17 protein-coding genes are annotated in these 22,362 nt (G+C 72.4%); 9 read left to right on the forward strand and 8 right to left on the reverse strand.

The annotated features are described in order from the left end of the window. Positions 1–375 precede the first annotated feature (375 nt). Genes ACWEEU_RS23505 through ACWEEU_RS23520 form a run of 4 tightly spaced genes read left to right on the forward strand, consistent with a single transcriptional unit; the run spans position 376 to position 6,764 of the window. Positions 376–1,194: a glycosyltransferase family 2 protein gene (locus ACWEEU_RS23505; RefSeq protein ID WP_451734745.1), complete on the forward strand. Its 819-nt coding sequence runs from the start codon at positions 376–378 to the stop codon at positions 1,192–1,194. Then, on the forward strand, positions 1,191–2,222 hold the full coding sequence (locus tag ACWEEU_RS23510) for a glycosyltransferase family 2 protein (RefSeq protein WP_451734747.1): 1,032 nt from the start codon (positions 1,191–1,193) through the stop codon (positions 2,220–2,222). Before ACWEEU_RS23505 ends, ACWEEU_RS23510 begins: the two co-directional genes overlap by 4 nt. After that, the gene (locus tag ACWEEU_RS23515; protein WP_451734749.1) at positions 2,219–3,019 is read left to right on the forward strand and encodes a polysaccharide deacetylase family protein; all 801 of its coding nucleotides are present in this window, start codon (positions 2,219–2,221) and stop codon (positions 3,017–3,019) included. The genes ACWEEU_RS23510 and ACWEEU_RS23515 overlap by 4 nt, the downstream gene beginning before the upstream one ends. Continuing rightward, positions 3,012–6,764, forward strand: coding sequence for a lipopolysaccharide biosynthesis protein (locus ACWEEU_RS23520; RefSeq protein ID WP_451734751.1), 3,753 nt, complete (start codon positions 3,012–3,014; stop codon positions 6,762–6,764). The genes ACWEEU_RS23515 and ACWEEU_RS23520 overlap by 8 nt, the downstream gene beginning before the upstream one ends. 34 nt (positions 6,765–6,798) lie before the next feature. On the opposite strand, the gene ACWEEU_RS23525 is transcribed toward ACWEEU_RS23520, so the two are convergent. Continuing rightward, positions 6,799–8,220, reverse strand: a complete 1,422-nt coding sequence (locus ACWEEU_RS23525) for a GH39 family glycosyl hydrolase (RefSeq protein WP_451734753.1) — start codon at positions 8,218–8,220, stop codon at positions 6,799–6,801. Between the two features lie 110 nt (positions 8,221–8,330). Here ACWEEU_RS23525 and ACWEEU_RS23530 point away from each other — a divergent pair, with 110 nt between their 5' ends. Beyond that, positions 8,331–9,440: a DUF5925 domain-containing protein gene (locus tag ACWEEU_RS23530; protein ID WP_385744382.1), complete on the forward strand. Its 1,110-nt coding sequence runs from the start codon at positions 8,331–8,333 to the stop codon at positions 9,438–9,440. A 119-nt stretch (positions 9,441–9,559) separates the two neighbouring features. Further along, on the forward strand, positions 9,560–10,327 hold the full coding sequence (locus tag ACWEEU_RS23535; protein WP_451734755.1) for a DUF72 domain-containing protein: 768 nt from the start codon (positions 9,560–9,562) through the stop codon (positions 10,325–10,327). Here the strand turns inward: ACWEEU_RS23535 and ACWEEU_RS23540 are convergent. Then, the gene (locus ACWEEU_RS23540; protein WP_385744378.1) at positions 10,324–10,698 is read right to left on the reverse strand and encodes a GntR family transcriptional regulator; all 375 of its coding nucleotides are present in this window, start codon (positions 10,696–10,698) and stop codon (positions 10,324–10,326) included. The two genes, ACWEEU_RS23535 and ACWEEU_RS23540, sit on opposite strands and share 4 nt — an antisense overlap. A 126-nt stretch (positions 10,699–10,824) precedes the next feature. On the opposite strand from ACWEEU_RS23540, the gene ACWEEU_RS23545 reads away from it, so the two are divergent. Continuing rightward, on the forward strand, positions 10,825–11,754 hold the full coding sequence (locus ACWEEU_RS23545; RefSeq protein ID WP_385744376.1) for a GNAT family N-acetyltransferase: 930 nt from the start codon (positions 10,825–10,827) through the stop codon (positions 11,752–11,754). Then, entirely contained in the window at positions 11,735–12,235 is a 501-nt protein-coding gene (locus ACWEEU_RS23550) for a DUF402 domain-containing protein (RefSeq protein WP_451734757.1), read from the forward strand. The genes ACWEEU_RS23545 and ACWEEU_RS23550 overlap by 20 nt, the downstream gene beginning before the upstream one ends. 45 nt (positions 12,236–12,280) lie before the next feature. On the opposite strand, the gene ACWEEU_RS23555 is transcribed toward ACWEEU_RS23550, so the two are convergent. Then, positions 12,281–12,880 carry a class I SAM-dependent methyltransferase gene (locus ACWEEU_RS23555; RefSeq protein WP_385744372.1) on the reverse strand — a complete coding sequence of 200 codons (600 nt, stop codon included), beginning with the start codon at positions 12,878–12,880 and terminating at the stop codon, positions 12,281–12,283. Between the two features lie 232 nt (positions 12,881–13,112). Between ACWEEU_RS23555 and ACWEEU_RS23560 the strand changes: the two genes are divergently transcribed. Then, positions 13,113–13,985: a lytic polysaccharide monooxygenase gene (locus ACWEEU_RS23560; RefSeq protein ID WP_451734759.1), complete on the forward strand. Its 873-nt coding sequence runs from the start codon at positions 13,113–13,115 to the stop codon at positions 13,983–13,985. 64 nt (positions 13,986–14,049) lie between these two features. Here ACWEEU_RS23560 and ACWEEU_RS23565 read toward each other — a convergent pair whose 3' ends face one another. The 5 genes from ACWEEU_RS23565 to ACWEEU_RS23585 form a co-directional block, all read right to left on the reverse strand. Next, the gene (locus ACWEEU_RS23565) at positions 14,050–14,910 is read right to left on the reverse strand and encodes an esterase/lipase family protein (protein ID WP_385744368.1); all 861 of its coding nucleotides are present in this window, start codon (positions 14,908–14,910) and stop codon (positions 14,050–14,052) included. 245 nt (positions 14,911–15,155) lie between these two features. Then, on the reverse strand, positions 15,156–16,130 hold the full coding sequence (locus tag ACWEEU_RS23570; RefSeq protein ID WP_385744366.1) for a DNA polymerase Y family protein: 975 nt from the start codon (positions 16,128–16,130) through the stop codon (positions 15,156–15,158). Continuing rightward, positions 16,127–19,540 (reverse strand): DNA polymerase III subunit alpha, encoded by a 3,414-nt coding sequence (locus tag ACWEEU_RS23575; RefSeq protein ID WP_451734762.1) that lies wholly within the window; start codon positions 19,538–19,540, stop codon positions 16,127–16,129. Before ACWEEU_RS23575 ends, ACWEEU_RS23570 begins: the two co-directional genes overlap by 4 nt. Positions 19,541–20,045: 505 nt before the next feature. Then, entirely contained in the window at positions 20,046–21,146 is a 1,101-nt protein-coding gene (locus tag ACWEEU_RS23580; RefSeq protein WP_451734764.1) for a S1 family peptidase, read from the reverse strand. Between the two features lie 313 nt (positions 21,147–21,459). Then, on the reverse strand, positions 21,460–22,359 hold the full coding sequence (locus ACWEEU_RS23585; protein ID WP_385744360.1) for a S1 family peptidase: 900 nt from the start codon (positions 22,357–22,359) through the stop codon (positions 21,460–21,462). Positions 22,360–22,362: the final 3 nt, after the last annotated feature.

Below are 22,362 nucleotides of genomic sequence, written 5' to 3' on the forward strand. Positions count from 1 at the left end.
GGTTGTGTAACGGACAGACCAACAAAAAGGTGAGGCCGCATCCAGACCTTGCCATTCAGGTTCAATCGTCAATACCGTCGTACATCTCACCCGCATCGGTCCGTCGCACTCGGTTCAGGGGAGGGCTCAGGACCGGCGACATTCCGAGGCGGGGCGCGGTAGGGGGGTGCCGTGTCCGGTGACCGCATCAGGTGACCGGTCCGGGCCGCGCGACCGGCTGCCCGCACGTCGGCAGCCTGGCAGCTTTGCCAGCTCGTCCACGCATACGGAAGACCACTTCGCCGTGCCGTGGATGAGTACCCCCCTTTCGAACCGGACACAGAGCCGGGCCGCCCAGGGGCGGGCGGTCCGCCGGACGAGAGGGATCACACCGTCATGAGTTCCGTTCTGCCCATGTCCAGTCCGGGCCCCGAGCCCGTGGTCGCGGGCTCCTACCGGCCCATCTCCTCGCATCTGGCGATCACTCCGCCGGTCAGCGTGGTGATTCCCGCCATGAACGAGGCGGAGAACCTGCCGTACGTCTTCAAGACCCTTCCGGACTGGATCCACGAAGTGGTCCTGGTGGACGGCAATTCCACCGACGACACCGTGGAGGTGGCGCGTTCCCTGTGGCCCGGCGTCAAGGTCGTCGGGCAGCACGGCAAGGGCAAGGGGGATGCCCTGATCAGCGGCTTCGCGGCCTGCTCCGGCGACATCATCGTGATGGTCGACGCGGACGGCTCGGCCGACGGCAACGAGATCGTGTCGTACGTCTCCGCGCTGGTCTCCGGCGCGGACTTCGCCAAGGGATCGCGGTTCGCCAACGGCGGCGGCACCGATGACATGACCCTGATCCGCCGACTCGGCAACTGGGCGCTGTGCACGGTCGTCAACCGCAAGTTCGGCGCCCGCTACACCGACCTGTGCTACGGCTACAACGCCTTCTGGCGGCACTGCCTGGACAAGATCGACCTCGACTGCACCGGCTTCGAGGTCGAGACCCTGATGAACATCAGAGTCGTCAAGGCCGGCCTCAGGGTGCAGGAGATCCCGAGCCACGAGTACCTGCGCATCCACGGCGCCAGCAATCTGCGGGCGGTGCGCGACGGGCTTCGGGTGCTGCGGGTCATCCTCCAGGAGCGGTCCAACCGCCGTGCCCTGCGCCGCGAGCGCCGGGCCGCGTCGGCGAACGCGCCTCGGGGAGAGATGCCTTGAGAGATCCCGGCATCTCCGTCGTGATCTGTGTGTACACCGAGGACCGCTGGGAGGACATCCTCGCGGCGGTCTCCTCGGTGCGCACCCAGTCGTACCCGGCGCTGGAGACGCTCCTCGTCGTGGACCACAACCCGGCGCTGCTGGAGCGGCTGGCGCGAGAGTTCAAGGACGGCTCGGCCGGGGCCACCGGTCCGGTCCGGGTGCTCGCCAACGCCGGTCCTCGCGGTCTCTCCTCGGGCCGCAACACCGGTATCGCCGCCTCGCACGGCGAGGTCATCGCCTTCCTGGACGACGACGCCGTGGCCGAACGGCACTGGCTGCGCCACTTCGCGGAGGGGTACGCCGACCCGCGCGTGCTGGCGGTCGGTGGCCGTACGGTCCCGGTGTGGGCGTCCGGACGGCGGCCCGACTGGTTCCCGGAGGAGTTCGACTGGGTCGTCGGCTGCAGTTACCGGGGGCTGGCGCCCGGCCGGGTCCGGGTGCGCAACGTCCTCGGCGGCAACGCCTCCTTCCGGCGCACGGCGTTCGAGGCGGCGGGCGGCTTCGCCACCGGCATCGGCCGGGACGGCGACCGCCGCCCGCTGGGCTGCGAGGAGACGGAGCTGTGCATCCGCCTCACCCGGGCCCGCCCGGACGCCGTGCTGCTCGTCGACGACCGCGCGGTGATCCACCACCGGGTGCCGAAAGCCCGCGAGCGCTTCGCCTACTTCCGCACCCGCACCTACGCGGAGGGCCTGTCGAAGGCGCTCGTGGCCCGCAGCGTCGGTGCCGCCAAGGGACTGGAGTCCGAACGCCGGTACACGACACGGGTGTTGCCCGCCGGGGTAGTGCGCGGTCTGCGGGACGCGCTGCTCGGCAGGTCGGGCGGCGCGGGCCGGGCGGGCGCGATCGTCGCGGGCGTGCTCACGGCGGCCGGCGGCTACGCGATCGGCAGCGCACGGGCTCGGCGGGGCGCCCCGGCGTTCTCCGTGGCCCCCATCGGGGCAGGGATCACGGCGGCACCGGAGGCGAAGGGAGCGGGGGCATGAGCGAGGCGGCCGTACCGGTTCTCATGTACCACGCGGTCGCCGCCGCACCGAACGCGGCCACCAGGGCCCTGTCGGTCGCCCCCGAGGCATTCGCCGAACAGATGGCGCTCATCGGTGACTTGGGCCTGACCCCGCTCACCACCGCGGCGCTCGCGGAGCACTGGCGGCTGCGCCGCCCGCTCCCCCGCCGCCCGGTGCTGATCACCTTCGACGACGGCTACGAGGGCGTCCACCGGCACGCCCTTCCTGTCCTCTCCCAACACGGCTTCCCGGCAACGGTGTTCGTCTCCACCGGCTGGGTCAGGGGCCGTTACGACACCGGCGGCGCCCTGGACACGATGCTCGACTGGGACCAGGTACGAGCGCTGTCCGCCGCCGGGGTCGAGATCGGCGGCCACAGCCACAGCCACCCGCAGCTCGACCAGCTCGACGACACCGCGCTGGAGTGGGAGCTGGCCCGCAGCACCGACATCGTCACTGGCGAACTGGGGTCGCGCCCACGGTCGTTCGCCTATCCGTACGGCTACTCCGACCGCCGGGTGCGTCGCGCGGTGCGCTCGGCCGGGTACACCCAGGCGCTCGCCGTCGGCAACGCGCTCGCCCGGCGGACGCAAGGTCCCTACGCCCTGCGGCGGGTCACCGTGCGCCGCGCCACCGGCGTCGAGGAGTTCGAGCGACTGGTCCAAGGGCGGGCGATCACCCGTTACTTCGCCAAGGACCGCGCGCTCACCAAGGGTTACGCACTCGTCCGAAGAGCACGCCAGGTCCGCCGGAAGGCCATCAGCTCCCGTGTCTGACACGACGACCACCACGACCGAGCCGGCCGCGCCCGGTGCCGAGCCGCCCGGGCGGCCGGGCAGACGCCTGCGCCTGCCCGGCCTGAGCGGTGCGAGCGGCGGCAGCCCGCTGTTCCGCAACGCCTACGCACTGATGCTCAACACCGGCATCTCCGCCGTCCTGGGGCTCGGCTTCTGGCTGGCGGCGGCGCGCTACTACTCCGAGTCGGCGGTAGGGCAGGGCTCGGCCGCCATCGCCGCGATGAAGCTGCTCGCCGGGCTCACGGCGGTGACGCTCACGGGCGCGCTCGCCCGTTTCATCCCGGTCGCGGGACGGCACACCGGACGCCTCATCCTCCGTACGTACGCGGGCAGTTCCCTGATCGTGTCCCTCGCGGCGGCCGTGTTCCTGCTGACGCTGAACGAGTGGGGTCCGTCGTACCGGTTCCTGCACGGCACGGTGAACGGGCTCGGCTTCATCGCGGCCGTGGCCGCCTGGAACCTGCTCACGCTCCAGGACGGGGTGCTGACCGGACTGCGCAGCGCGCCGTGGGTGCCGGTGGGCAACACGGTGTTCTCGGCGGTGAAGCTGGCGCTGCTGGTCGCGTTCGCGGTGGCGATCCCGGCCGCCGGTGTCTTCGTGTCCTGGGTCGCGGCCATCGCCACCTCGGTGGTGCCGCTGGGCTGGCTGGTGTTCCGGCGCCTGGTGCCCCGGCACATCGAGGCGACCAGGGGTCACGCGAGCCCGCCGTCGCTGCGGGAGATCGGCCGCTTCCTGGCCGGTGACTACACCGGCTCGCTGTTCTCCCTCGCGGTGGTCTACCTGGTCCCGGTGATCATCGCCTCGCAGGTCAGCAGCGAGGACAACGCGTACTTCTACATCACCACCACCATCGGCGGCACGACCAACCTGCTCGCCATCAACATGGGCGCCTCGCTCACGGTGGAGGGCTCGCACGACCCGGCCGGGCTCGCGGCCAACACCCGCGCGGCGCTCAGGCGGATGGCGCGGATCATGCTGCCGATCGCGACGGTGCTGTTCGTAGGCGCCCCCTGGATCCTCGGCGTCTTCGGCCCGGGCTACGCCGACGCGGCCACCCCGCTGCTGCGCTGGTTCGCGGTCGGCGCGGTGCTGCGGGTCGTCATGGAGACGTACTTCGCGGTGCTGCGCGCACAGAGCCGCACCTCGGGACTCGCCTGGCTCCAGGGGCTGTTGTGCGTCCTGGTCCTGGGGCTCACGCTGCTGCTCCTGCCCCGGATGGGGCTGACCGGCGCGGGTGTCGCGGAGATCTCCAGCCTCGCGGTGATCGTGGCGATCGCGGCGCCGAAGCTGTGGCGGACGATCCGCTCCGGACCGGACGACAGCCCGCCGGTGACCGCGCCCGACGGCGACCTCGCCGACCTGGGCGCCCGCGAGGCGAAGACCGTGGGCACGGCACGTCGGCGAGGACCGAGCTGGGCGCTGGACCAGGACACGGTCGCACTCGGGGTGCGGGTGGACTTCGACCATGTGGAGCGCCGGCCGGACGTACGGCCGGGGCCGGGAACACCGCCGGGAGGTATGCCGGTGCTGCCGGGACGACACGACGAGTCGGACGCGCCGTTCGTGACGGCGCTGCCCGGGAGCGGTCTCAAGCGGAGCCGGACGGAGCCGGCCGCCCCCGAGCGCACCCCCGCCGAGCAGGCGGAACGAGCGTCCCGGGCGCCCGACCCGCAGGACGGCCCCGCTGCCGGGCCCGGCCGCCCCCGTTTCGCCCCCACCCGCTCGGGGCTCCTCCTCGGCTGCCTCCTCGTCGCCGCGCTGCTCCTGTACTGGGTGCCCGCGCTCCGGCTGGACGACGCCGACCTCGACGCGATGGGCGGGCTCGGGCTCGTCTCCGTGCTGCCGCTGCCGACGCTGGCCGGGGCCGCGCTGCTGGTGACGGTGTTCGCCGTGCTGCTGTGGCTGCGCCGGGAACACCGGGCGCTGCTGATGATCACCCTGCTGGCGACCGTCATCAGCCTGCATGCGCTGCCCGCCGCGATCGAGAGCGCGCCGCGCTTCCCAACGGCGTGGCAGCATCTGGGCTTCCTGGACTACATCGACCGCACCGGTTCCGCGGTGCCCGACCTGGACGCCCGCTGGAGCTGGCCGGGCTTCTTCGCGGTGACGGCGTTCGCGGCGCGGGCGTGCGGGGTGAGGGATCTGACGGAGGTCATCCGCTGGTGGCCGACCGTCATCCAACTGGCTTACCTGGCACCGATGTTCCTGCTGACCCGCTCGCTGCGGGCGAGCTGGCGGGCCAAGTGGACCGGGGTGTGGATCTTCGTCCTGGCCGGCTGGGTCGGCCAGGACTACTTCTCCCCGCAGGGCTTCACCTATCTGCTGTATCTGGCGTTCGCGGCGATCCTGCTGGTCTGGTTCCGCCCCCCGCACGTCATCTGGACGCGGCTGCGCCCGGGGGAGTCCGAGGTGGAGCCCACCGACCGACGTCAACGCGCCGTGCTGCTGCTGGTGTTGACCGGCCTGTTCGCGGCGAGTGTCCCGGCCCACCAGCTCACCCCGTTCGTGATGCTCGGCGTGGTAGCCGTACTCGTCGTCCTGAACCGCTGTGAACTGCGCGGTCTGCCGCTGCTGTTCGCGGTGGTCGTGGCGGCGTGGCTCGGTTTCATGGCGGAGCCGTACTGGTCCGGGCACTTCGACGATCTCTTCGGCGGGCTCGGCGGCGTCGGCGGCAATGTCTCCAGCTCGGTCTCCGGCCGTATCCAGGGCGGGAGTTCGACGCACAAGCTGGTCCTCTACACGCGGGTGCTGCTGGCCGGCTCGGTGCTGGCGCTCGCCTGCTGGGGCTGGTGGCGCAGACGGGAACACCGTTATCGCGAACGCTCGTTGCTGGTGCTTGCCTTCGTGCCGTTCCTGGGCTTCGGGATGCAGTCGTACGGCGGCGAGATGGCGCTGCGCGTCTTCATGTTCGCGCTGCCGGGCGCGGCCCTGCTCGGCGCGCTCGCTCTCTTCCCGCGCACCGGCGCCACCGCCGAGGAGCGCGAGAAGGACCGGGTGAGCCTCGCCCCGCTGGCCGCGCTGCTCGCCGGGCTGCTGCTGATCGGCGGTTTCCTGGTGGCCCGTTGGGGCAACGAGACCTTCGAGCGGACCCGCCCGGGCGAGGTCGCGGCGATGAACTGGGTGTACGCCCACGACGAGCCGACCGTACGGCTGCTGTGGCTGAGCACCGACCCGGTGAACGACGTGACCCCGGCGCTGCCGTGGGGCGCGCGGGACATGGAGCGGGTGAACTATGTGCCGACGTCGGCGCCGCCCGACCCGGTGCTGGTGTCCGGTCTGGTCACGGCGCTGAAGGACGCGGGCCCGAACTCGTATCTGATGGTCAACGAGAGCCAGACCCGCTATCTGGAGCTGGACGCGGGCTACTCGGCGAGCTGGGAGCCCCGGCTGCTGGTCGGCCTGGACGCGCGCCGGGAGCTGCGCCGGGTCCTGGTCAACGACGACGCGACCGTGTACGCGCTGCGTGAGCGGCCCGCGGGCGCGGTGCCGGTGCCGGACCCGGGGCCGATCGGGCCGCAGGTCACGTGGACGCCATGGTCGGTGGTGGGCGCGCTGGCGGCCGTCCTGCTGATCCTGCTGCTCACCACGCGGGAGGTCGTACGGGTCGCGACGCGGCCCAGCGTGCGGCAACTGCGGCTTCTGCAGACCGGGTTCTGGTTCTCGCTGCCCCTGCTCGCGGTGTTCCTCGCCTCGCTGGTCCAGCGGTTCGTGACGATGAGCTGACCGAGATGGCGAGGGTTCTACGAGGTGAAGTGGCTCAGCGCTTGAGCCACTTCACCTCGTAGGCGTCCATCGGGAAGCGTTTGCCGTCCACTTGGGCGCTGATCGACCGGCTCAGGGTGTTGACGACCAGGACCGTGCGGTCGTCGGCGAGGACTCGTACGTTGGGGCGGTCGTCGCGGGCGACGGAGACCTTCTCGTAGCGGGTGCCGGGCGGGAAGGCCGCGTGGAAGCGGGACAGCAGGCCGTACATGGGCAGGGCGCGGCCGCCGTCCGCCTCGCTGGTCGGGGTCCACAGGCAGCCCGCGCAGTCGGTGCCGCTCTTCCTCTCGGGGTTCCAGTAGAAGGCGGAGCCGGCGCCGCCGTCGACCATGGCGATCAGGGCGGTGGCGTGGACGGCGATCCTGTGGTCCTCGGACCAGCCCTCGCGCCGGTCGTCGGCGTCGGCGGGCTCGACGTAGTACTCGGCCCACCACAGCGGCAGGTCACGGGTCTGGCGGCGCAGCCATGCGCTGACGTCGGTGAACTTGGCGGTGGCGGCGAACTCGTCGGGGAGGAACTTGTCGTCGTTGGTGTAGCTGGAGCCGTCCACGACCACGAAGTCGGCGCCCGCCTTGTGGGTGTTCCAGTAGCGGAAGGCGTCCAGGACCCGCTGGTCCATGGCGCCCCAGTCGCCGCGCAGGGTGTCGGAGGCGTACTGCTGTCCGCTGCCGACGCTGTCCATCACCAGATAGGGACCGCCGACCATGATGTCGGGGTTCACCTTCTTCAGGGCTCGGTAGACGAGGTTGTACATCTTCGTGTAGCCCTCGTAGTCCCAGCGTCCCGCGGAGTCGTTCCAGAAGCCCTTGAACTCGTTCCACACGACGAAGTGCCGTACGTCGGGGTAGCGGCGGGCGACCGTGGCGGCGAGCCTGGCGAAGTCCGCGTAGTGGTCCGGGGTGGGGGCGGTCTCCAGGGCGGACTGGCTCCAGTCGGTGCGGTCGGCGCCGGACTTGCCGCCCTTCATCCAGTCCGGCGAACAGCACAGCGTGATCACGGGCGTGCCGTGGGAGGCGCGGACGAAGTCGATGCGGCGGTCCATGGCGCCGAAGTCGTAACGCCCCTTCACCGGCTCGGGGTTGTCGGCGCCCCAGCCCATGATGGCCTGGTCCTGCGGCAGGCCGCCGTCCCCGGCGAGCAGCCTCTCGACGCGACCGGTGGCCGCGCCGCCGCCCCGGTCCGCGCTGTACTGGGTGTGGGTGAAGCCCCAGCCCACGGACGGCTGGGGCCGTCCGGCCGGGGTGGCGGGCGTGCCGTGCACCCGGTCGCCGTCGCGCGACGTCCCGCCGGTGTCCGCGCCGCGCCCGGGAAGCGTGCCCAGCAGCGTCACCACCAGCGCGAGGGCGAGCACGCCCACGCCGAGCAGCGCGGTGAGCCGCCACCGCCGATCCCCCGTGTACCACCCATGACGTGCCATCAGGACCACAGTAACGGCCGAATCGGGGCGTCGGGCAGGTCTTGGGAACACCCTCCGGGAAGGGGCGGAAATGCCGTGCGCGGAGGGCATCCGTGACAGATCATGGCGGCATGTCCGCCAACCCACACGACGCCCTGCCGATCCGGCTCAATGTCGACGACTCCGACTCGCCGTCCGACGTCGTCGACGCGCTGTTCCTCGGCCGTTTCGCGACGGGCGAGCAGCCGTACTCCCACGCGGTCAACATCGAGCGGGTGCGCTCCGGCGCGACCCTGCTGCCGGAGGGTGCCCGCGTGCTGCGGGTCGCCCGTGACGAGGACCGCAGCGCGACCCTCGCGGAGGGCGACGGCTGGACCCTGCTGGTCTCGCGCTGGAACCGGGGCGCGGACGTGACCGTGACCGCGACCACCGCCGACCTGGCCAAGCAGATCCTCGGCCAGGCCACCGACGGCGCGGCCGACGAGCCCGAGCCGCAGCCGGAGAACGTCACCATGGGCTTCTGGTACGTCTCCCCGAGGCGCGGCCCGCACCGCACCACCCGCCAGATCTCGGCGGGCACCTGGGAGGAGGTGCGGCCCAACTACACCGCTCCGGTCGCCTCCGCGATGGACCGCCTGATGAAGACGACCCCGGAGGACATCGCCGGGCGGCTGCTCCTGCTGCACGGGCCGCCGGGCACCGGCAAGACCTCGGCGCTGCGCACCCTGGCCCGCTCCTGGCGGGACTGGTGCCAGGTGGACTGCGTGCTCGACCCGGAGCGGCTCTTCTCCGACGTGGGCTATCTGATGGACATCGCGATCGGCGAGGAGGACGGCACGGGCAAGGGCCGCTGGCGGCTGCTCCTGCTGGAGGACTGCGACGAGCTGATCCGGGGCGAGGCCCGGCACACGGCGGGTCAGGCGCTGTCCCGGCTGCTGAACCTGACCGACGGCCTGCTCGGCCAGGGGCGCAACGTCCTGGTGGGGGTCACCACCAACGAGGACCTGGAGCGGCTGCACCCCGCCGTGGTCCGGCCCGGCCGCTGTCTGGCCCGTATCGAGGTCGGTCCGCTGACCCGCCCGGAGGCGCTGGACTGGCTGGGCGCCGAGGGCCCCGAGCACGAGAGCGCGGTCGGCCGCGAGGGCGCGACCCTGGCAGAGCTGTACGCGCTGCGCCGGGGCACCGGGCCGACGTCGGTGCCGGGGGCGCGGGAAGGGGCGGACGCGGGGCTGTATCTGTAGCGGCCCGCGCGATCTGCAGCGGCCCGCGCGCGCTGTCCGTAGCGGGCCCCGCCCGCCGGGGGCGGCCCGGCGCCGAGGGCCCGCCGGTACGCCCCGCGCATCGGTGCTTTCATGGAGGTATGACCCTGTTCGTCGGCACGTCGGGGTGGCAGTACAAGAGCTGGCGGGGCGTGGTGTACCCGACGGGCTGCCCGGCGCGGCTGTGGCTGGAGGCGTACACCGAGCTGTTCGCGACGGTCGAGCTGAACAACGCCTTCTACCGGCTGCCCTCCCGCGAGAACTTCGCGTCCTGGCGGGAGCGGGTGCCGAAGGACTTCGTGGTCGCGGTCAAGGCGAGCCGCTATCTGACCCACATCAAACGGCTGCGCGACCCCGAGGAGCCGGTGCACCGGCTGATGAGCCACGCCGAGGGGCTTGGCGACCGGCTGGGCCCGGTCCTGCTCCAGCTGCCGCCGACCCTGCGCGCGGACCCGCCCCTGCTCGACGCGTGCCTGGCCTGTTTCCCGAAGGGCACCCGGGTCGCGGTGGAGCCGCGCCACGAGTCCTGGTGGACGCCCGAGACGAAGGGCGTCCTGGAGGCCCGGGGCGCGGCGCTGTGCTGGGCGGACGTGCTGTCCCGCCCGGTCACCCCGCTGTGGCGCACCGCCGACTGGGGGTACGTCCGCTTCCACCGGGGCCGCGCCCGCCCCTGGCCGCGCTACGGGCACACAGCGCTGGAGAGCTGGGTGGAGCGCATCGCGTCGACGTGGGACGGCGCGGACGACGTGTACGCGTACTTCAACAACGACCCGAGGGGCGCGGCGGTGAAGGACGCGGCGGAGTTCGGCGCCCTGGCCCGCAAGGCGGGTCTGCCGGTGACGCGCACGCCGGAGCCGACGGCACGCTAGCCCTGTTCCCCGTAGGCGGCGCGCAGGGCGTCGCGTACGGCGGCCAGCGCCTCGTCCTCCGGGAGGCCGAGCCGGTGCGCGCGTTCCGCGTACGCCTGGGCGGCCGAGGCGGCCTCCTTGCTCGCGGCCGGCCCCGCGGCGGCGACGTACGTGCCGTTGCGCCCGCGGGTCTCGATCACCCCGTCGGCCTCCAGCGCGCGGTATGCCTTGGCGACGGTGTTCACCGCGAGCCCCAGGGACTCGGCCAGGCCCCGCACGGTCGGCAGCCGGTACCCCACCGGGAGCACACCGGCCCGTGCCTGCTCGGAAATCTGCGCGCGCACCTGCTCGTAGGGCGGGGCGCCGTCATCGATGTGGATCTTCAGGCTCACCCCCCGATTGTCCCGCACGCGCGGCGGGGTGCGGTGCGGGCGGGCGCGGCGCGGGTGGAACGCGCCACGCCCGCGCGCGAAAAATGGGAGGCGCCTTCGCCAGGCGGCCTCGTAGCGTGCCTGCCCATGACCGTCCTCGTGCGTGATCTGCGTCCCGACGTCCCGGCCGACCCGGAGGGCTTCGTCCGCGTACGACGGCTCGCCCTGCCGTACGTCCTGTTCACCCCGGAATCCGTCCGCCACGTCATCGCCCGCATCCACCCGGACGCCCACTTCCGCGCGCTCGTCGCCGAGGAGGACGGCGAGGTGATCGGCACGGCCCAGGTGAGCGTCGCGCACGAGGGCACCGAGCCGGGCCAGGGGTATGTGAACGTGTACGTCCACCCCGGCCGGACCGGGCGCGGCGCGGGCAGGCTGCTGCTGGAGACCGGGGAGGCGCATCTCGCGTCCGTCGGCGCGACCAGGTCCTACTCCTGGGTCCTCGACACCCCCGGCAACCGTGCCTTCGCCGAGCGGCGCGGCTACGCCCCGGGCCACACCGCGCACTTCCTGCGCCGCGACCTGACCACCGACGACCTCCCCGCGCTGCCCGCGACCCCGCCCGGCGTGCAACTGCGCACGGCCGCCGATTTCGCGGACGATCCCCGGCCGCTGTTCCAACTGGACGCGGAGACCTCGTCGGACGAGCCGAGCGCGGTGACGGTCTCGTACTCGGACTACGAGGCGTGGCTGGAGGAGACCTGGGAACACCCGTTGCTGGACCGCGAGCTGACCGTGGTCTGCGTGGCCGACGGACGCCCGGTCGCGTTCACCGCGGCCCGCACCGACGGCGCGACTCGCTACCTCACCGCCATGACCGGCACCGCCCGCTCCCACCGGGGCCGCGGCCTCGCCAAGCTGGCCAAGGCGCACTCCCTGCACCGGGCCCGCGCGGCCGGCCTCACCGAGGCGTTCACCGGCAACGACGCGACCAACGGCCCGATGCTCGCCGTCAACAAGTGGCTCGGCTACGACATGTGCGCGACGGAGGTGCAGTATGTCCGCGAACTCGGCTGACATCATCGGCACGTTGGAGGTCGTGCTGACCAAGGCGGGCCGTACGAAGATCCGTTATCCGGCGGCGCTCCTCTCCGACGACGGCACCCGGCTGACCGTCCGCGCCCCCTGGGCGGGCGAGGGCGTCCGCGACTTCGGCTTCGTGCGCTTCGAGCCGGGGGACGTGTTCACCGAGTACTACTGGCGCGACCGGTGGTACGCGGTGAAGGAGGTCCGGTCCGGGGACGGCACGCTGAAGGGCTGGTACTGCGACATCACCCGCCCGGCCGTCCGCTGCGGCGCCGAGCTGACCGTCGAGGACCTGGACCTGGACCTCTGGCTGTCGGCCGACGGCGAGGACGTACTGCGCCTGGACGAGGACGAGTTCGCCGCGAGCGGTCTCGCGGAGTCGGACCCGCAGGCGGCGACGGCGGCCGTGTCCGCCCTGGCCGCGCTGGAGACGCTGGCCCGGACGGCCGGCTTCGACGCTCTCCTGGCCTGAGCCGAGCCGTGGCGGGGCGGGGCGGAGCGGAGCGGGGCGGACGACTCACACCGTGCCCACCACCGCATACCGCTCGTCGTCCACGGTCTTCCCCCACAGCAGCGGATCGCCAGACAGCGACTCCACCCGCACGTCCCGCGCGAGCGGCGCCAGCAACGCGGCGAGCCGGTCCGCGGGTATTCCGGCCGGGGCGACCGTCCCCCACACCCCCTCGACCAGCACGAACCGCCCACCGGGCCGCAGCAGTTCACGCCAGCGGCGCAGCACCTTCGCCGGCTCGGGCAGCGCCCACAGCACATGCCGGACGAGCACCGCGTCCGCGCTCCCCTTCTCCACCGGCGGCTCGGCGGCATCCCCCCGCAGCACGACCGCGTCGTGCCCGGCGAGCTTGGCCCGGGCCAGCTCGACCATGGCGGGAGAGGAGTCGACGGCCGTCACCCGGTGCCCCTGCTCGGCGGCGAGCAGCGCGAGGCTTCCGGTGCCGCACCCGAGGTCGAGCACGTCGGCGGGGCGTACGGGCAGCCACCCCCGCAGCCGCGCGTCCCACGCTGCCCTGACCTCGGGCGCGCGCAGGCCGTGATCGGGCTCCTCGTCGAAGGAAGCGGCCCGCACGTCCCAGTCCACCGACCCACCCACGTCACTCATGCCCGCAGCATGGCACCCCCCACTGACAACGCCCCCGGACCGGCTCCGGACCGACCCGGAGCCGCCGCTACCTGAGCCCAGCCTGAGCGCGTCCTTAAGGCGACCATAAAGATCGGCCCCGACCGCCCGGACGGCCCCGACTCCGCTGCGTACACGACTAGTTTCTGATCACACCCCCCACGGAAGCCGGGCCGTCCGGCAGCCGGACGACGCGAAGCCGCGAGGAGTCCCGATGCCCTTCCCCATGCTCTCGGTTCACCCCGGGCAGGGGATGCGCGGGCTGCGCGCGGCAGCGGCGGCGGCCGTACTCGGGCTGGTTCCGCTCACGCTCGCCGCCGCGCCCGCCGCGGCACACGGCTCCCGGAGCGGTGAGCTGTGCGGCGCGGAGAACGGGCAGTTCGGGGGCCTCGACCTGGTCGGCACCGACTGGTCCACGCCCCGGGTGCACAGCGGTTCGCACCCCTTCACGTACCGGGTGACCACGCAGCACCAGGGCCGCCTCACGGTGTACGTGACGAAGGCGGACCACGACCCGGCGCGCCCCCTGACCTGGTCGGCGCTGGACCTGGCGCATCCGGTCGCACGGGTGGCGGACGCGACCCCCTCGGGCGGCCTCTACACGTTCACGGGCACGCTCCCCGAGCGCACCGGCAGACAGGTGCTGTACGCGGCGTGGCACCGCTCGGACGGCCGGGGGACGCTCCGCTCCTGCGAGGACGTGGACTTCGGCGGTACGACTCCCCCGCCGTCCCCGGCGCCGACGGCCCACCGGGCCGCCCCGGTCCCCACACCTCCGGCGTCGGCTGCCACCGCCCCGGCGGATGTACGGATCGCGGAGGCGGCGGCCACGCCGACGGCCGCGCCGCGGAAGCGGCACGGGCGCGAGGCTCCCGGCCCGACGGCCACCGCGCCCTCGTTCGCCCCCTCCTCGACCGCCGACTTCCCGGTCACGACGGTGACTTCACTGCGTCTCGCCGACACGGGCGCCGCCCCGCACACCTCGTACGGGGCGGTCGTCGGGGCCGGGGTGCTGGCCCTCGGTTCGGCGGCGCTGTTCCTCTCGGTGCGGCAGCGCTCGACCGGCCGGGAGCGGGGCGGGCGCTGAGCGGCGCGCGCGGTACGTGCCGGGTCCTGTCCGGCGGCTCAGGTCGGACAGGACCCGGCGGCGGTCAGCTGAAGACCGACGCGCAGGTGGTTGCGGTGGCGTGCGCGGGGTCGAGGGCGTTGGCGACCTCGTGGAAGGCGATGCGGTCGGTCAGGCCGATCGCGAGGTGTTCGGACAGGTCGAGCGGGCAGAGGTCCTGGAGCAGGACGTTGTGGACGTCGGAGCCGGTCAGGTACTGGCTGCGCCAGGGCGTGACGACCTCGTCGTACTTGGTGGCGATGACCGTGTAGTGCACTCCGGGGACGGTGTCGCCGCCCGCGTTGAGCTTGGTCAGGAAGGCCGAGCCGTTGATCTGGTCGGCGAGGCCCGGGGTGGTGGCCTTGATGAGGTCCTCGGCGCCGGGGAAGTACGGCAGCAGGTTGGTCAGACCACTGAGGTCGGTGCCGTGGTTGCTGGGGGCGATCCCGACGAGGGCGTTCACCTTGGGTGCTCCGCCGAGGAACTTCAGGTAGTAGCGCGGCATCATGCCGCCCTGGGAGTGCCCCACGAGGTCCGCCTTGGCGGCGCCGGTCGAGGCGAGCACCTTGTCGACGAAGGCGGAGAGCTGCTCGGCGGACTTGTCGATGGGGCCGAGGCCGTAGAAGACGGGGACCCCGGCGAGCTTGCCGTAGTCGAGGGAGTAGACGCAGTACCCGCGGTCCTCCAGGTAGGGCGCGAGGCCGAGCCAGTTGTCGACGGAGTTGCCGAGGGTGCCGTGGACGAGGACGACGGGGCGCGGGTGGGCGGCGGAGGGCTTGCAGGAGTAGTCGTTCCAGCCGGAGCTGGGCGCGGTCGCGGCGTGGGCGGTGGCGGCGGGGACGGTGGCGAGGCCGGCGGCCAGGAGCAGCGCGGCGAGCGGTCTGAGCGCTCGCTTCCAGGGCAGCATCGTGTGATCTCCTTGCGGCTCAAGGGGGGTGCACGGGGACTGACCCTGTGATCCGGATCACGGGATGCTGGTTCACTCGTCAAGTTACGGACGAGTAGTGCAACTGTGAAGTTACGCGTCGGTAAAAAGTTCCATCACGCATCAGAGGCATACGCACACTGAGGAACCGTCACCAGACCGTTCTGATCCGACGATAGAACTCCAGTCACCCCCAAATCACCCACAACACGCGTAACTCACCGCACTCAAGCCGCAAGCGTCCCCGGAATCACCGCGCGGGGACCGAACTTGGCCCGCACCCGGTCGGCCACCTCCTCGATGCGGCGCACCTTCTCGTCCACGGGGTCGAAGGTGAGCTGGTGGGAGGCGTGTTCGGCGGGGGCCAGCCCCTCGGCGCGCAGCGTGACGGCACGGACGCGGGCTCGCTGGAGACCGAGCGTCTCGTACATGCCGTAGGCGGCCCGGGTGAGGGCGGCCGAGTGCGCGGTCGGCTCACCGAGGGTGCGGCAACGCGTCGTGGTGGACCGGTCGGCGTAGCGCACGGTGAGAGTCAGCGTCCGGCAGACCTGCCCCTCCCCGCGCAACCGGAACCCCAGCTCACCGGCGGCGCTCAGCAGAGCCCCACGGTGCCGGCCGGAGTCCAACTCGTCGATTTCGAAGGCACGTTCCGCCGCGATGGACCGGGCCACCGCGTTCGGCACGACCTTCCCCCGGTCGATCCCCCGCGCCCCGTCCCGCAGTTCGCGCGCCGCGCGGGCGCCGACCAGTCGCTGGAGGGTGGAAGGGGGCGCGGCGGCGACCCGCCCCAGGGTGTCGAGGCCGTACTCGCACAGGGTGCGGGCGGTGGCGGCGCCGACCCCGGGCAGCGCGGCCACCGGCAGCCCGGCGAGGAACTCCGCGCGCGCACCGGCCTCTTCGGGCACGACCCGGACGACCCCGGGCCGGGCGGCACGCAACGCCATCCGGGCGAGCATCGGCCCGGGCCCGACGCCGACGGCACAGTCGACGCCGTGCCGCGCGAGCGCCCGGACCCGGACGACCGGGGCGATCTGGGCCGCATCGCGCCCGAAGTACCGTTCGGCGCCGCCGAGATCGGCCAGCACCCGGTCCGGCACCAGCGCCTGCACCACCGGCGTGAACTCCTCCACGAGCCCGACGAGCGCGGGCAGCAGCCCCTCCCGCTCGGGCGCCAGCCGGAATCGCACACAGAGAACGGTCATCCCGCGCTCCCCGGGCTCTGATGCCACAACTTCCGCGCTGCGGCGGGTCCTTGGGCGACCCCTTCGCCGGCAGGGCGCAGATCGGCCCAGGGGTGCATGTCGTACCCGGTGGCCATCCGGATGCGACGGCCACCGACGCGGTCCTCGCCGGCCGGCTCCACGGACTCCGCCAGCCGGGCGGCCACCCGGTCGAGGCCGCCCTCGGCGCGCAGTTCGACCAGTTCGGCGAGGTTCCAGGCGGCGGAACCGACGACGCTCAGGCTGCGCGGCCCGCGCCGCTGCACCACGCCCCGCACCAGCAGCAGCCAGGAGTGGAAGACGGTGTGGGCGCAGGCGTCGTGGGAGTCGTCGAAGAAGGCGAGGTCGACCAGGCCCGTACCGTCGTCCAGGGTGCTGAAGATGACCCGCTTGCCGGAGCGGATCGGTGGGGTCTGGGTGGCCGCCTTGGCGCCCGCGACGAGCACCGTCTCCCCGTGCCGCGCCTCGCGCAGCCGCCGCGCGGACACCACGCCCAGCTCGGCCAGGAACTCCCGGTGGTCGTCCATCAGATGGCGCGAGACGTCCATCGACAGCACGCCCAGCTCGGCGCTGAGCTGCTCCGCCGGGGAGAGGTCGGGCAGCCCGGCCGCGGCGGTCCGCCGGCCCCCGCCCAGCGGCAGCTGGTCCCCACGCCCGCCCCGGGCTCCCCGGTGCAACTCGGCCAGATGCAACTGGAGATCACGCCGGTTGCCGCCGAAGGCGTCCAACGCCCCGACCTGCGCCAGCCGTTGGGCGAGCGGTCGCCCGGGGCGCCCGCGCTCCCAGAAGTCGCGCAGGGAGGCGTACGGCTGCCCGGCCGCGATCCGCTCCGCCTCGGCGCCGCTGATCCCGTGCACATCGGAGAGTCCCAGCCGTATCCCCCACTTACCAGACACCAGTTCGATTCGATGGGCGACGGCGGACACGTTCACGTCCAGCGGCAGCACCGGCACACCCCGGCGTCGCGCATCGGCCAGCAGCAGCCGCTTCGGATACATCCCGGGGTCGTGGGTGAGCAGCCCGGCGTAGAAGGCCGCCGGATGGTGCGCCTTGAGCCAGGCCGACTGATAGGTGGGGACGGCGAACGCGACGGCGTGCGCCTTGCAGAACCCGTAGGACCCGAAGGCCTGGACGATCTCCCAGGTCCGCTCGACGGTCGCGGCGTCGTACCCCTTCTCCTCGGCCCGCTGCGCGAACCACACCCGGATACGTCCCTGTTGCTCCGCGTCGGACAGCAGCCTGCGCACCGCGTCGGCCTCCCCGCGCCCGCACCCGGTCATGATCGAGACGATGTCGATGATCTGCTCGTGGAAGACGACGACGCCGTACGTCCCCTTCAGCGGCCGCTCCAGATCCCGGTGCGGAAACCGCACCGGAGCACGCCCGTGCCGCGCCTCGATGAACGGCCGCACCATGTCGGCGGCGACGGGCCCGGGCCGGAAGAGCGAGATGTCGACCACCAGATCCTCAAAAGACTCCGGCTGAAGCCGCCCCACGAGATCCCGCTGTCCTGGCGACTCGATCTGGAAGCACCCGAGGGTCTCGGTGGAGCGGATGAGCCGATACGTTTCTTCATCCCCCTCCGGCAGAGCCTCCAGATCGATCCGCTCCCCACTGGCCCGCTCCACCTCGGCGACGGCGTGCGCCATGGCCGACTGCATCCGCACGCCGAGGACGTCCAGCTTGAGCAGCCCCAGGTCCTCCACGTCGTCCTTGTCGAACTGGGACATGGGCAGCCCCTCGCCGCTCGTCGGCACCACCGGCGTACGGGCGAGCAGCGAGGCGTCCGAAAGCAGCACCCCGCACGGATGCATGGCGACGCCACGCGGCAGCGCGTCCAGCGCCTCGACCAGCTCCCACAGCCGGCCGTACCGCTCCTTCTCCGCCGCCAATTCCCTCAGCTCGGGCAACTCCTCCAGCGCGGCACGCGCGTCACGCGCCCGGATATGAGGAAAGGACTTGGCCACGCGGTCGATCTCGGCGGGGTCCATGGACAGGGCGGCTCCCACGTCCCGCACCGCGTGCCGCACCCGATACGTCTCGGGCATGGCGACGGTGGCGACCCGCTCGGTACCGAACCGCCCGATGATCGCCCGGTAGACCTCGAGCCGCCGAGCGGACTCCACATCGATGTCGATATCGGGCAGCGCCACGCGCTCCTTGGACAGGAAGCGCTCCATCAACAGTCCGTGCGCCACCGGATCGGCATGCGCGATCCCCAGCAGATGGTTGACGAGCGACCCGGCACCCGACCCCCGAGCGGCCACACGAATCCCCAACCCCCTCACATCGTCGACGACTTGAGCGACCGTCAAAAAATAGGAGGCGAACCCGTGATATGCGATGACGTCCAGTTCCTCGTGCATCCGCTCCCAGTAGGGACGCCGCCCGCCGTACCCCAGCCGTACCATCCCCGCCGCGGCCCGCGAGGCCAGCGCCCGCTGAGCGGTCCGCCGCCCCGCCCCCACGAGCCGGGCCTCGGGAAACCGCACGCTCCCGATCCCCAGATCCCGCTCAGGGTCGACGCGGCACTCCCCGGCGGTGGCCAGCGTCTGCTCGACGAGCCGCCACCCCACCTCCCGCCGATAGCCGGCGGCCTCCACCACCCGCTCGGCGACCCGAAGCATGTCGGACGCCCCCTTGAGCCACGCCTCCCCGGAGTCCAGCTCCTTCCGGAAGTCAATGGGCACAAGCCGCCGCGCGGCATCGAGCACATCGGCGACTGCCCCCTGCCCCGGATCGGCATACCGAACGGCGTTGCTGAGCACAGGCCGCACCCCCTGCTCCACAGCGAACCCGAGCATCCGAGCGGCCAGCCGCAAGGACCCGGTGCCCACCCCGCTCCGCCCATGCCAGACGACCTCCACCCGCAGGGCGTCCCCGTACACCTCACGCCAGACAGCGAGCAGCCGGGCGGCACGGTCGGCCTGCCCGGCCCCGAGAGCACGCCCCACGTCGGAATCGGGTCCGAGCAGCACGGTGAGCCCGTCCCCCCGATTGCTCTCCCAGGAAAGCCGAGGCGAAGCGGAACCACCCGCATGAGCGGCACTGACAATCCGGCACAGATCGGCCCACCCCCGAGCCCCATCCCGTGCCAGAAAAGTGACCCGAGGCGCCGACTCGTCCACAAAAGCCCCACCCCGGACAGGCTGCCTCCGGGACCTCCCGCCCCTCTCACCCTCCACGGCGAGATCAACCCCGAAGAGCGGCCGCACCCCCTTGCCCGCACAAGCCTTGGCGAACCGCACAGCCCCGGCCAGGGTGTCCCGATCGGTCAGCGCGAGCGCATCCATCCCCCACTCCCCGGCCCGCTCGGCCAACCGTTCCGGATGCGAGGCCCCGTACCGCAAGGAAAACCCGGAAACAGCACGCAAGTGCACAAACCCCGCCACGAGCACCTCCCACCGCTATCGAACACCCGTTCCCTTCCACCATACCCCCACTCCCGAACACCTGTGCGATACCACCCACCCCCCGCCTGACCTGCGCAAACACAAGACCCAAGGCCCCACCGCCGCACAACCCAAGGGGAAGACCAGACGACCCGCACCCACGAACGACGCAGGGGACGCACCGGCAAGGCGGGACCACCCGCACCCGCGAAACGACGCAGGTACCGCACCGGCAAGGCGGGACCACCCGCACCCGTGTACGGCGAGAAGGGGGCGTGCCGGGGGGTGTCCGCCCGCAGCGGCCGGCGTGAACGCCGCTCACTTCTCTCCTCACAGTCCGCCGGACGGAGGACGGACACCCCCCGGCGCGTCCCCGACCCCACGGACGGCGAGGCGGGCGAGACGGCGGACCGGCGGACGACAGGACCGGCGGACGACAGGACCATGAACACGGACAGGACCCCGCCCCCACGAAGGGAGGACGGGGCCCGGAACCGGACGGAGATCAGCCGATCTGCGCCCCCGTGGCGGCCAGCGCCTCACTCACCGGCTGGAAGAACGTCTCCCCACCGGAGCCGCAGTCACCACTGCCCCCCGACGTCAGCCCCACCGCACTGCTCCCGGAGAACAGCGACCCCCCACTGTCCCCAGGCTCCGCGCACACGTCGGTCTGGATCAGCCCGGAGACCGTCCCCTCGGAGTAGTTCACGGTGGCGTCGAGCCCGGTCACGGTCCCGTCGTGGACCTGCGTCGTGGACCCGCTTCGCGTGACCTTCATCCCGACGGTCGCCTCGGCCACCCCCGTGATCGTCTGCGAGGACCCGTTGTACAGATCGACCTCGCTCGGGTGGGCGACCGAGCCGGTGTACTTCACCAGCCCGTAGTCGTTCCCGGGGAAGCTCGACGTCTCGTTCTCCCCGATCACGTTGCCGGACGAGTCCGACCAACTGGAGATCGCCGCGGTGCAGTGCCCGGCGGTCAGGAAGTACGGCGCGCCCCCCTTGACCACGTTGAAGCCGAGCGAGCACCGCCCACCGGACCCGGTGATCGCGTCACCCCCGGCGATGAAGGGCTTGAACTCCCCCTTGGACCGCTTGAGCTGAGCGGTGCCGCCCAGCCCGTCCACGACGCGCCCCAGCCTGGCCCAGGCGGCAGCGTCGACGGTCCGGTCGGCCGTGACGACGACCCGGTTGCCGACGGGGTCGATCGCCCAGGAGGTCCCGGGAATGCCGGCCTGCCGCTTCAGCGTGGAGCGGGCCCCGTCCAGTTGGGCCAGCGAGTGACGGACGATTCTGGCCCTGGCCCCGGCCGCCTCGACGGTACGGGCCGCGGAGCCGTCCAGCACGTTGACGACCAGGCTCTTGCCCCGGGCGTCGTAGTAGCTGCCGGCGGCGGAGGACCCGAGGTCACCCAGCAGGGAGGACCCGAGCTTGCCGGCCGCGGGAGCGGAGAGGACCTTCAACTGCCCGGCGGAACCACTCTGCCGACCGGCGGAGCCGACCTCGCCGGCATGGGCGCTCTGCAGGGTGACACCCGCCGCGACGAGCGCGACGGCGGCGGCACCCGCGAGGGCGGCCTTCCGCCTGGGTATGTGTCGGTGCTTCAACTCACGTCCTCCTGTGGGGGGTTCGGCCCGGCAAGGTTGTGGGGACCTGCCGAGCCGGAAGGCTGGTTGAGTCGCTCACTCTTCCGAACCGCACAGCCGGCCCACAAGGATGGCGCCGGACCGCCCCCGAACCCCACCTCTCTCCCCACACCCCGCCCGCAAAAGCCCCACGCGCTCTCCTCACCCCGCAGGACCACCCCACCCCCACCACGAGCCGCCCCCGCAAACAAAAAACGGGCCCCCACGCGCGACACACACGCATGGGGGCCCGCCGAACCGACCCGTCAGGGAAGGACGGCCCGTCGAGGACCCGTCAGGGGAGGGTCACCCCGTAGTAGCTCAACGCCTCGGTGACCGGCTGGAAGAACGTCGTACCGCCGGAGCTGCAGTTCCCGCTGCCACCGGAGGTGAGCCCGTACGCGACGCTGCCCGCGTACAGCGGACCGCCGCTGTCGCCGCCCTCCGCGCACACCGTGGTCTGGATGAGCCCGGAGACCACGTCACCGCCGCCGTAGTTGACGGTGGCGTTGAGCGCGGTGACGCGCCCGCTGTGCGTGCCGGTGGTGGACCCGCGCCGGTAGACGGTCGTGCCCACGGAGGGCGTCGCCGCACTGGAGATGGTCTGGCTGCCCACCGCACTCGGGTGCGAGACCGAGGAGTTGGTGTAGCGCACCAGCGCGAAGTCGTTGCCGGGGAAGCTGTACCCGACGTTGGTGCCGAGCACCGTGCTGTGCCCGGAGTCGCTGTACCAGGTGGAGGCGACCTCACCGCAGTGCCCGGCGGTCAGGAAGTAGTACGTGCTGCCGCTGCGCACGTTGAAGCCGAGCGAGCAGCGGTACTGGCCGCCGTAGATGGCGTCGCCGCCGCTGATCAGCTTGTTGAACTTGCCGGGGGTGCGCTTGATGGTGAGCGCGTCCGCCTTCGCCCCGGCCTGTTCCTTGATCCTGGCGATCTCGGCCGCGCTGACGGTGCTGTCGACGGTCACGACGACCCGGTGGTTCTTGCTGTCGACGGCCCAGGCGGTGCCCGGGACGTCGGCCTGGCGGACGGAGTCGCTCGCCTGGGTGAGCTGGCCGGCGCTGAACGTGTGGACTTCGCTGGCGTTCGCGGTGGGGGCGGCGAACGCGGCAGCGGCCAGGAAGCCGGTGGCCACGGCGATCAGCCGGGTCCGTCTCGCAGCGCCGCCGCGGGGAGTTGTGCGCTTGATCCTCACTTT

Source organism: Streptomyces sp. NPDC005004, from assembly GCF_053600675.1.

Excerpts from the sequence above, each read along its gene's own strand:
- ACWEEU_RS23505 (WP_451734745.1), top strand. The coding sequence starts at position 376 with ATGAGTTCCGTTCTGCCCATGTCCAGTCCGGGCCCCGAGCCCGTGGTC.
- ACWEEU_RS23515 (WP_451734749.1), top strand. The coding sequence starts at position 2,219 with ATGAGCGAGGCGGCCGTACCGGTTCTCATGTACCACGCGGTCGCCGCC.
- ACWEEU_RS23525 (WP_451734753.1), bottom strand. The coding sequence starts at position 8,220 with ATGGCACGTCATGGGTGGTACACGGGGGATCGGCGGTGGCGGCTCACC.
- ACWEEU_RS23530 (WP_385744382.1), top strand. The coding sequence starts at position 8,331 with ATGTCCGCCAACCCACACGACGCCCTGCCGATCCGGCTCAATGTCGAC.
- ACWEEU_RS23535 (WP_451734755.1), top strand. The coding sequence starts at position 9,560 with ATGACCCTGTTCGTCGGCACGTCGGGGTGGCAGTACAAGAGCTGGCGG.
- ACWEEU_RS23545 (WP_385744376.1), top strand. The coding sequence starts at position 10,825 with ATGACCGTCCTCGTGCGTGATCTGCGTCCCGACGTCCCGGCCGACCCG.
- ACWEEU_RS23550 (WP_451734757.1), top strand. The coding sequence starts at position 11,735 with ATGTCCGCGAACTCGGCTGACATCATCGGCACGTTGGAGGTCGTGCTG.
- ACWEEU_RS23555 (WP_385744372.1), bottom strand. The coding sequence starts at position 12,880 with ATGAGTGACGTGGGTGGGTCGGTGGACTGGGACGTGCGGGCCGCTTCC.
- ACWEEU_RS23560 (WP_451734759.1), top strand. The coding sequence starts at position 13,113 with ATGCCCTTCCCCATGCTCTCGGTTCACCCCGGGCAGGGGATGCGCGGG.
- ACWEEU_RS23565 (WP_385744368.1), bottom strand. The coding sequence starts at position 14,910 with ATGCTGCCCTGGAAGCGAGCGCTCAGACCGCTCGCCGCGCTGCTCCTG.
- ACWEEU_RS23570 (WP_385744366.1), bottom strand. The coding sequence starts at position 16,130 with ATGACCGTTCTCTGTGTGCGATTCCGGCTGGCGCCCGAGCGGGAGGGG.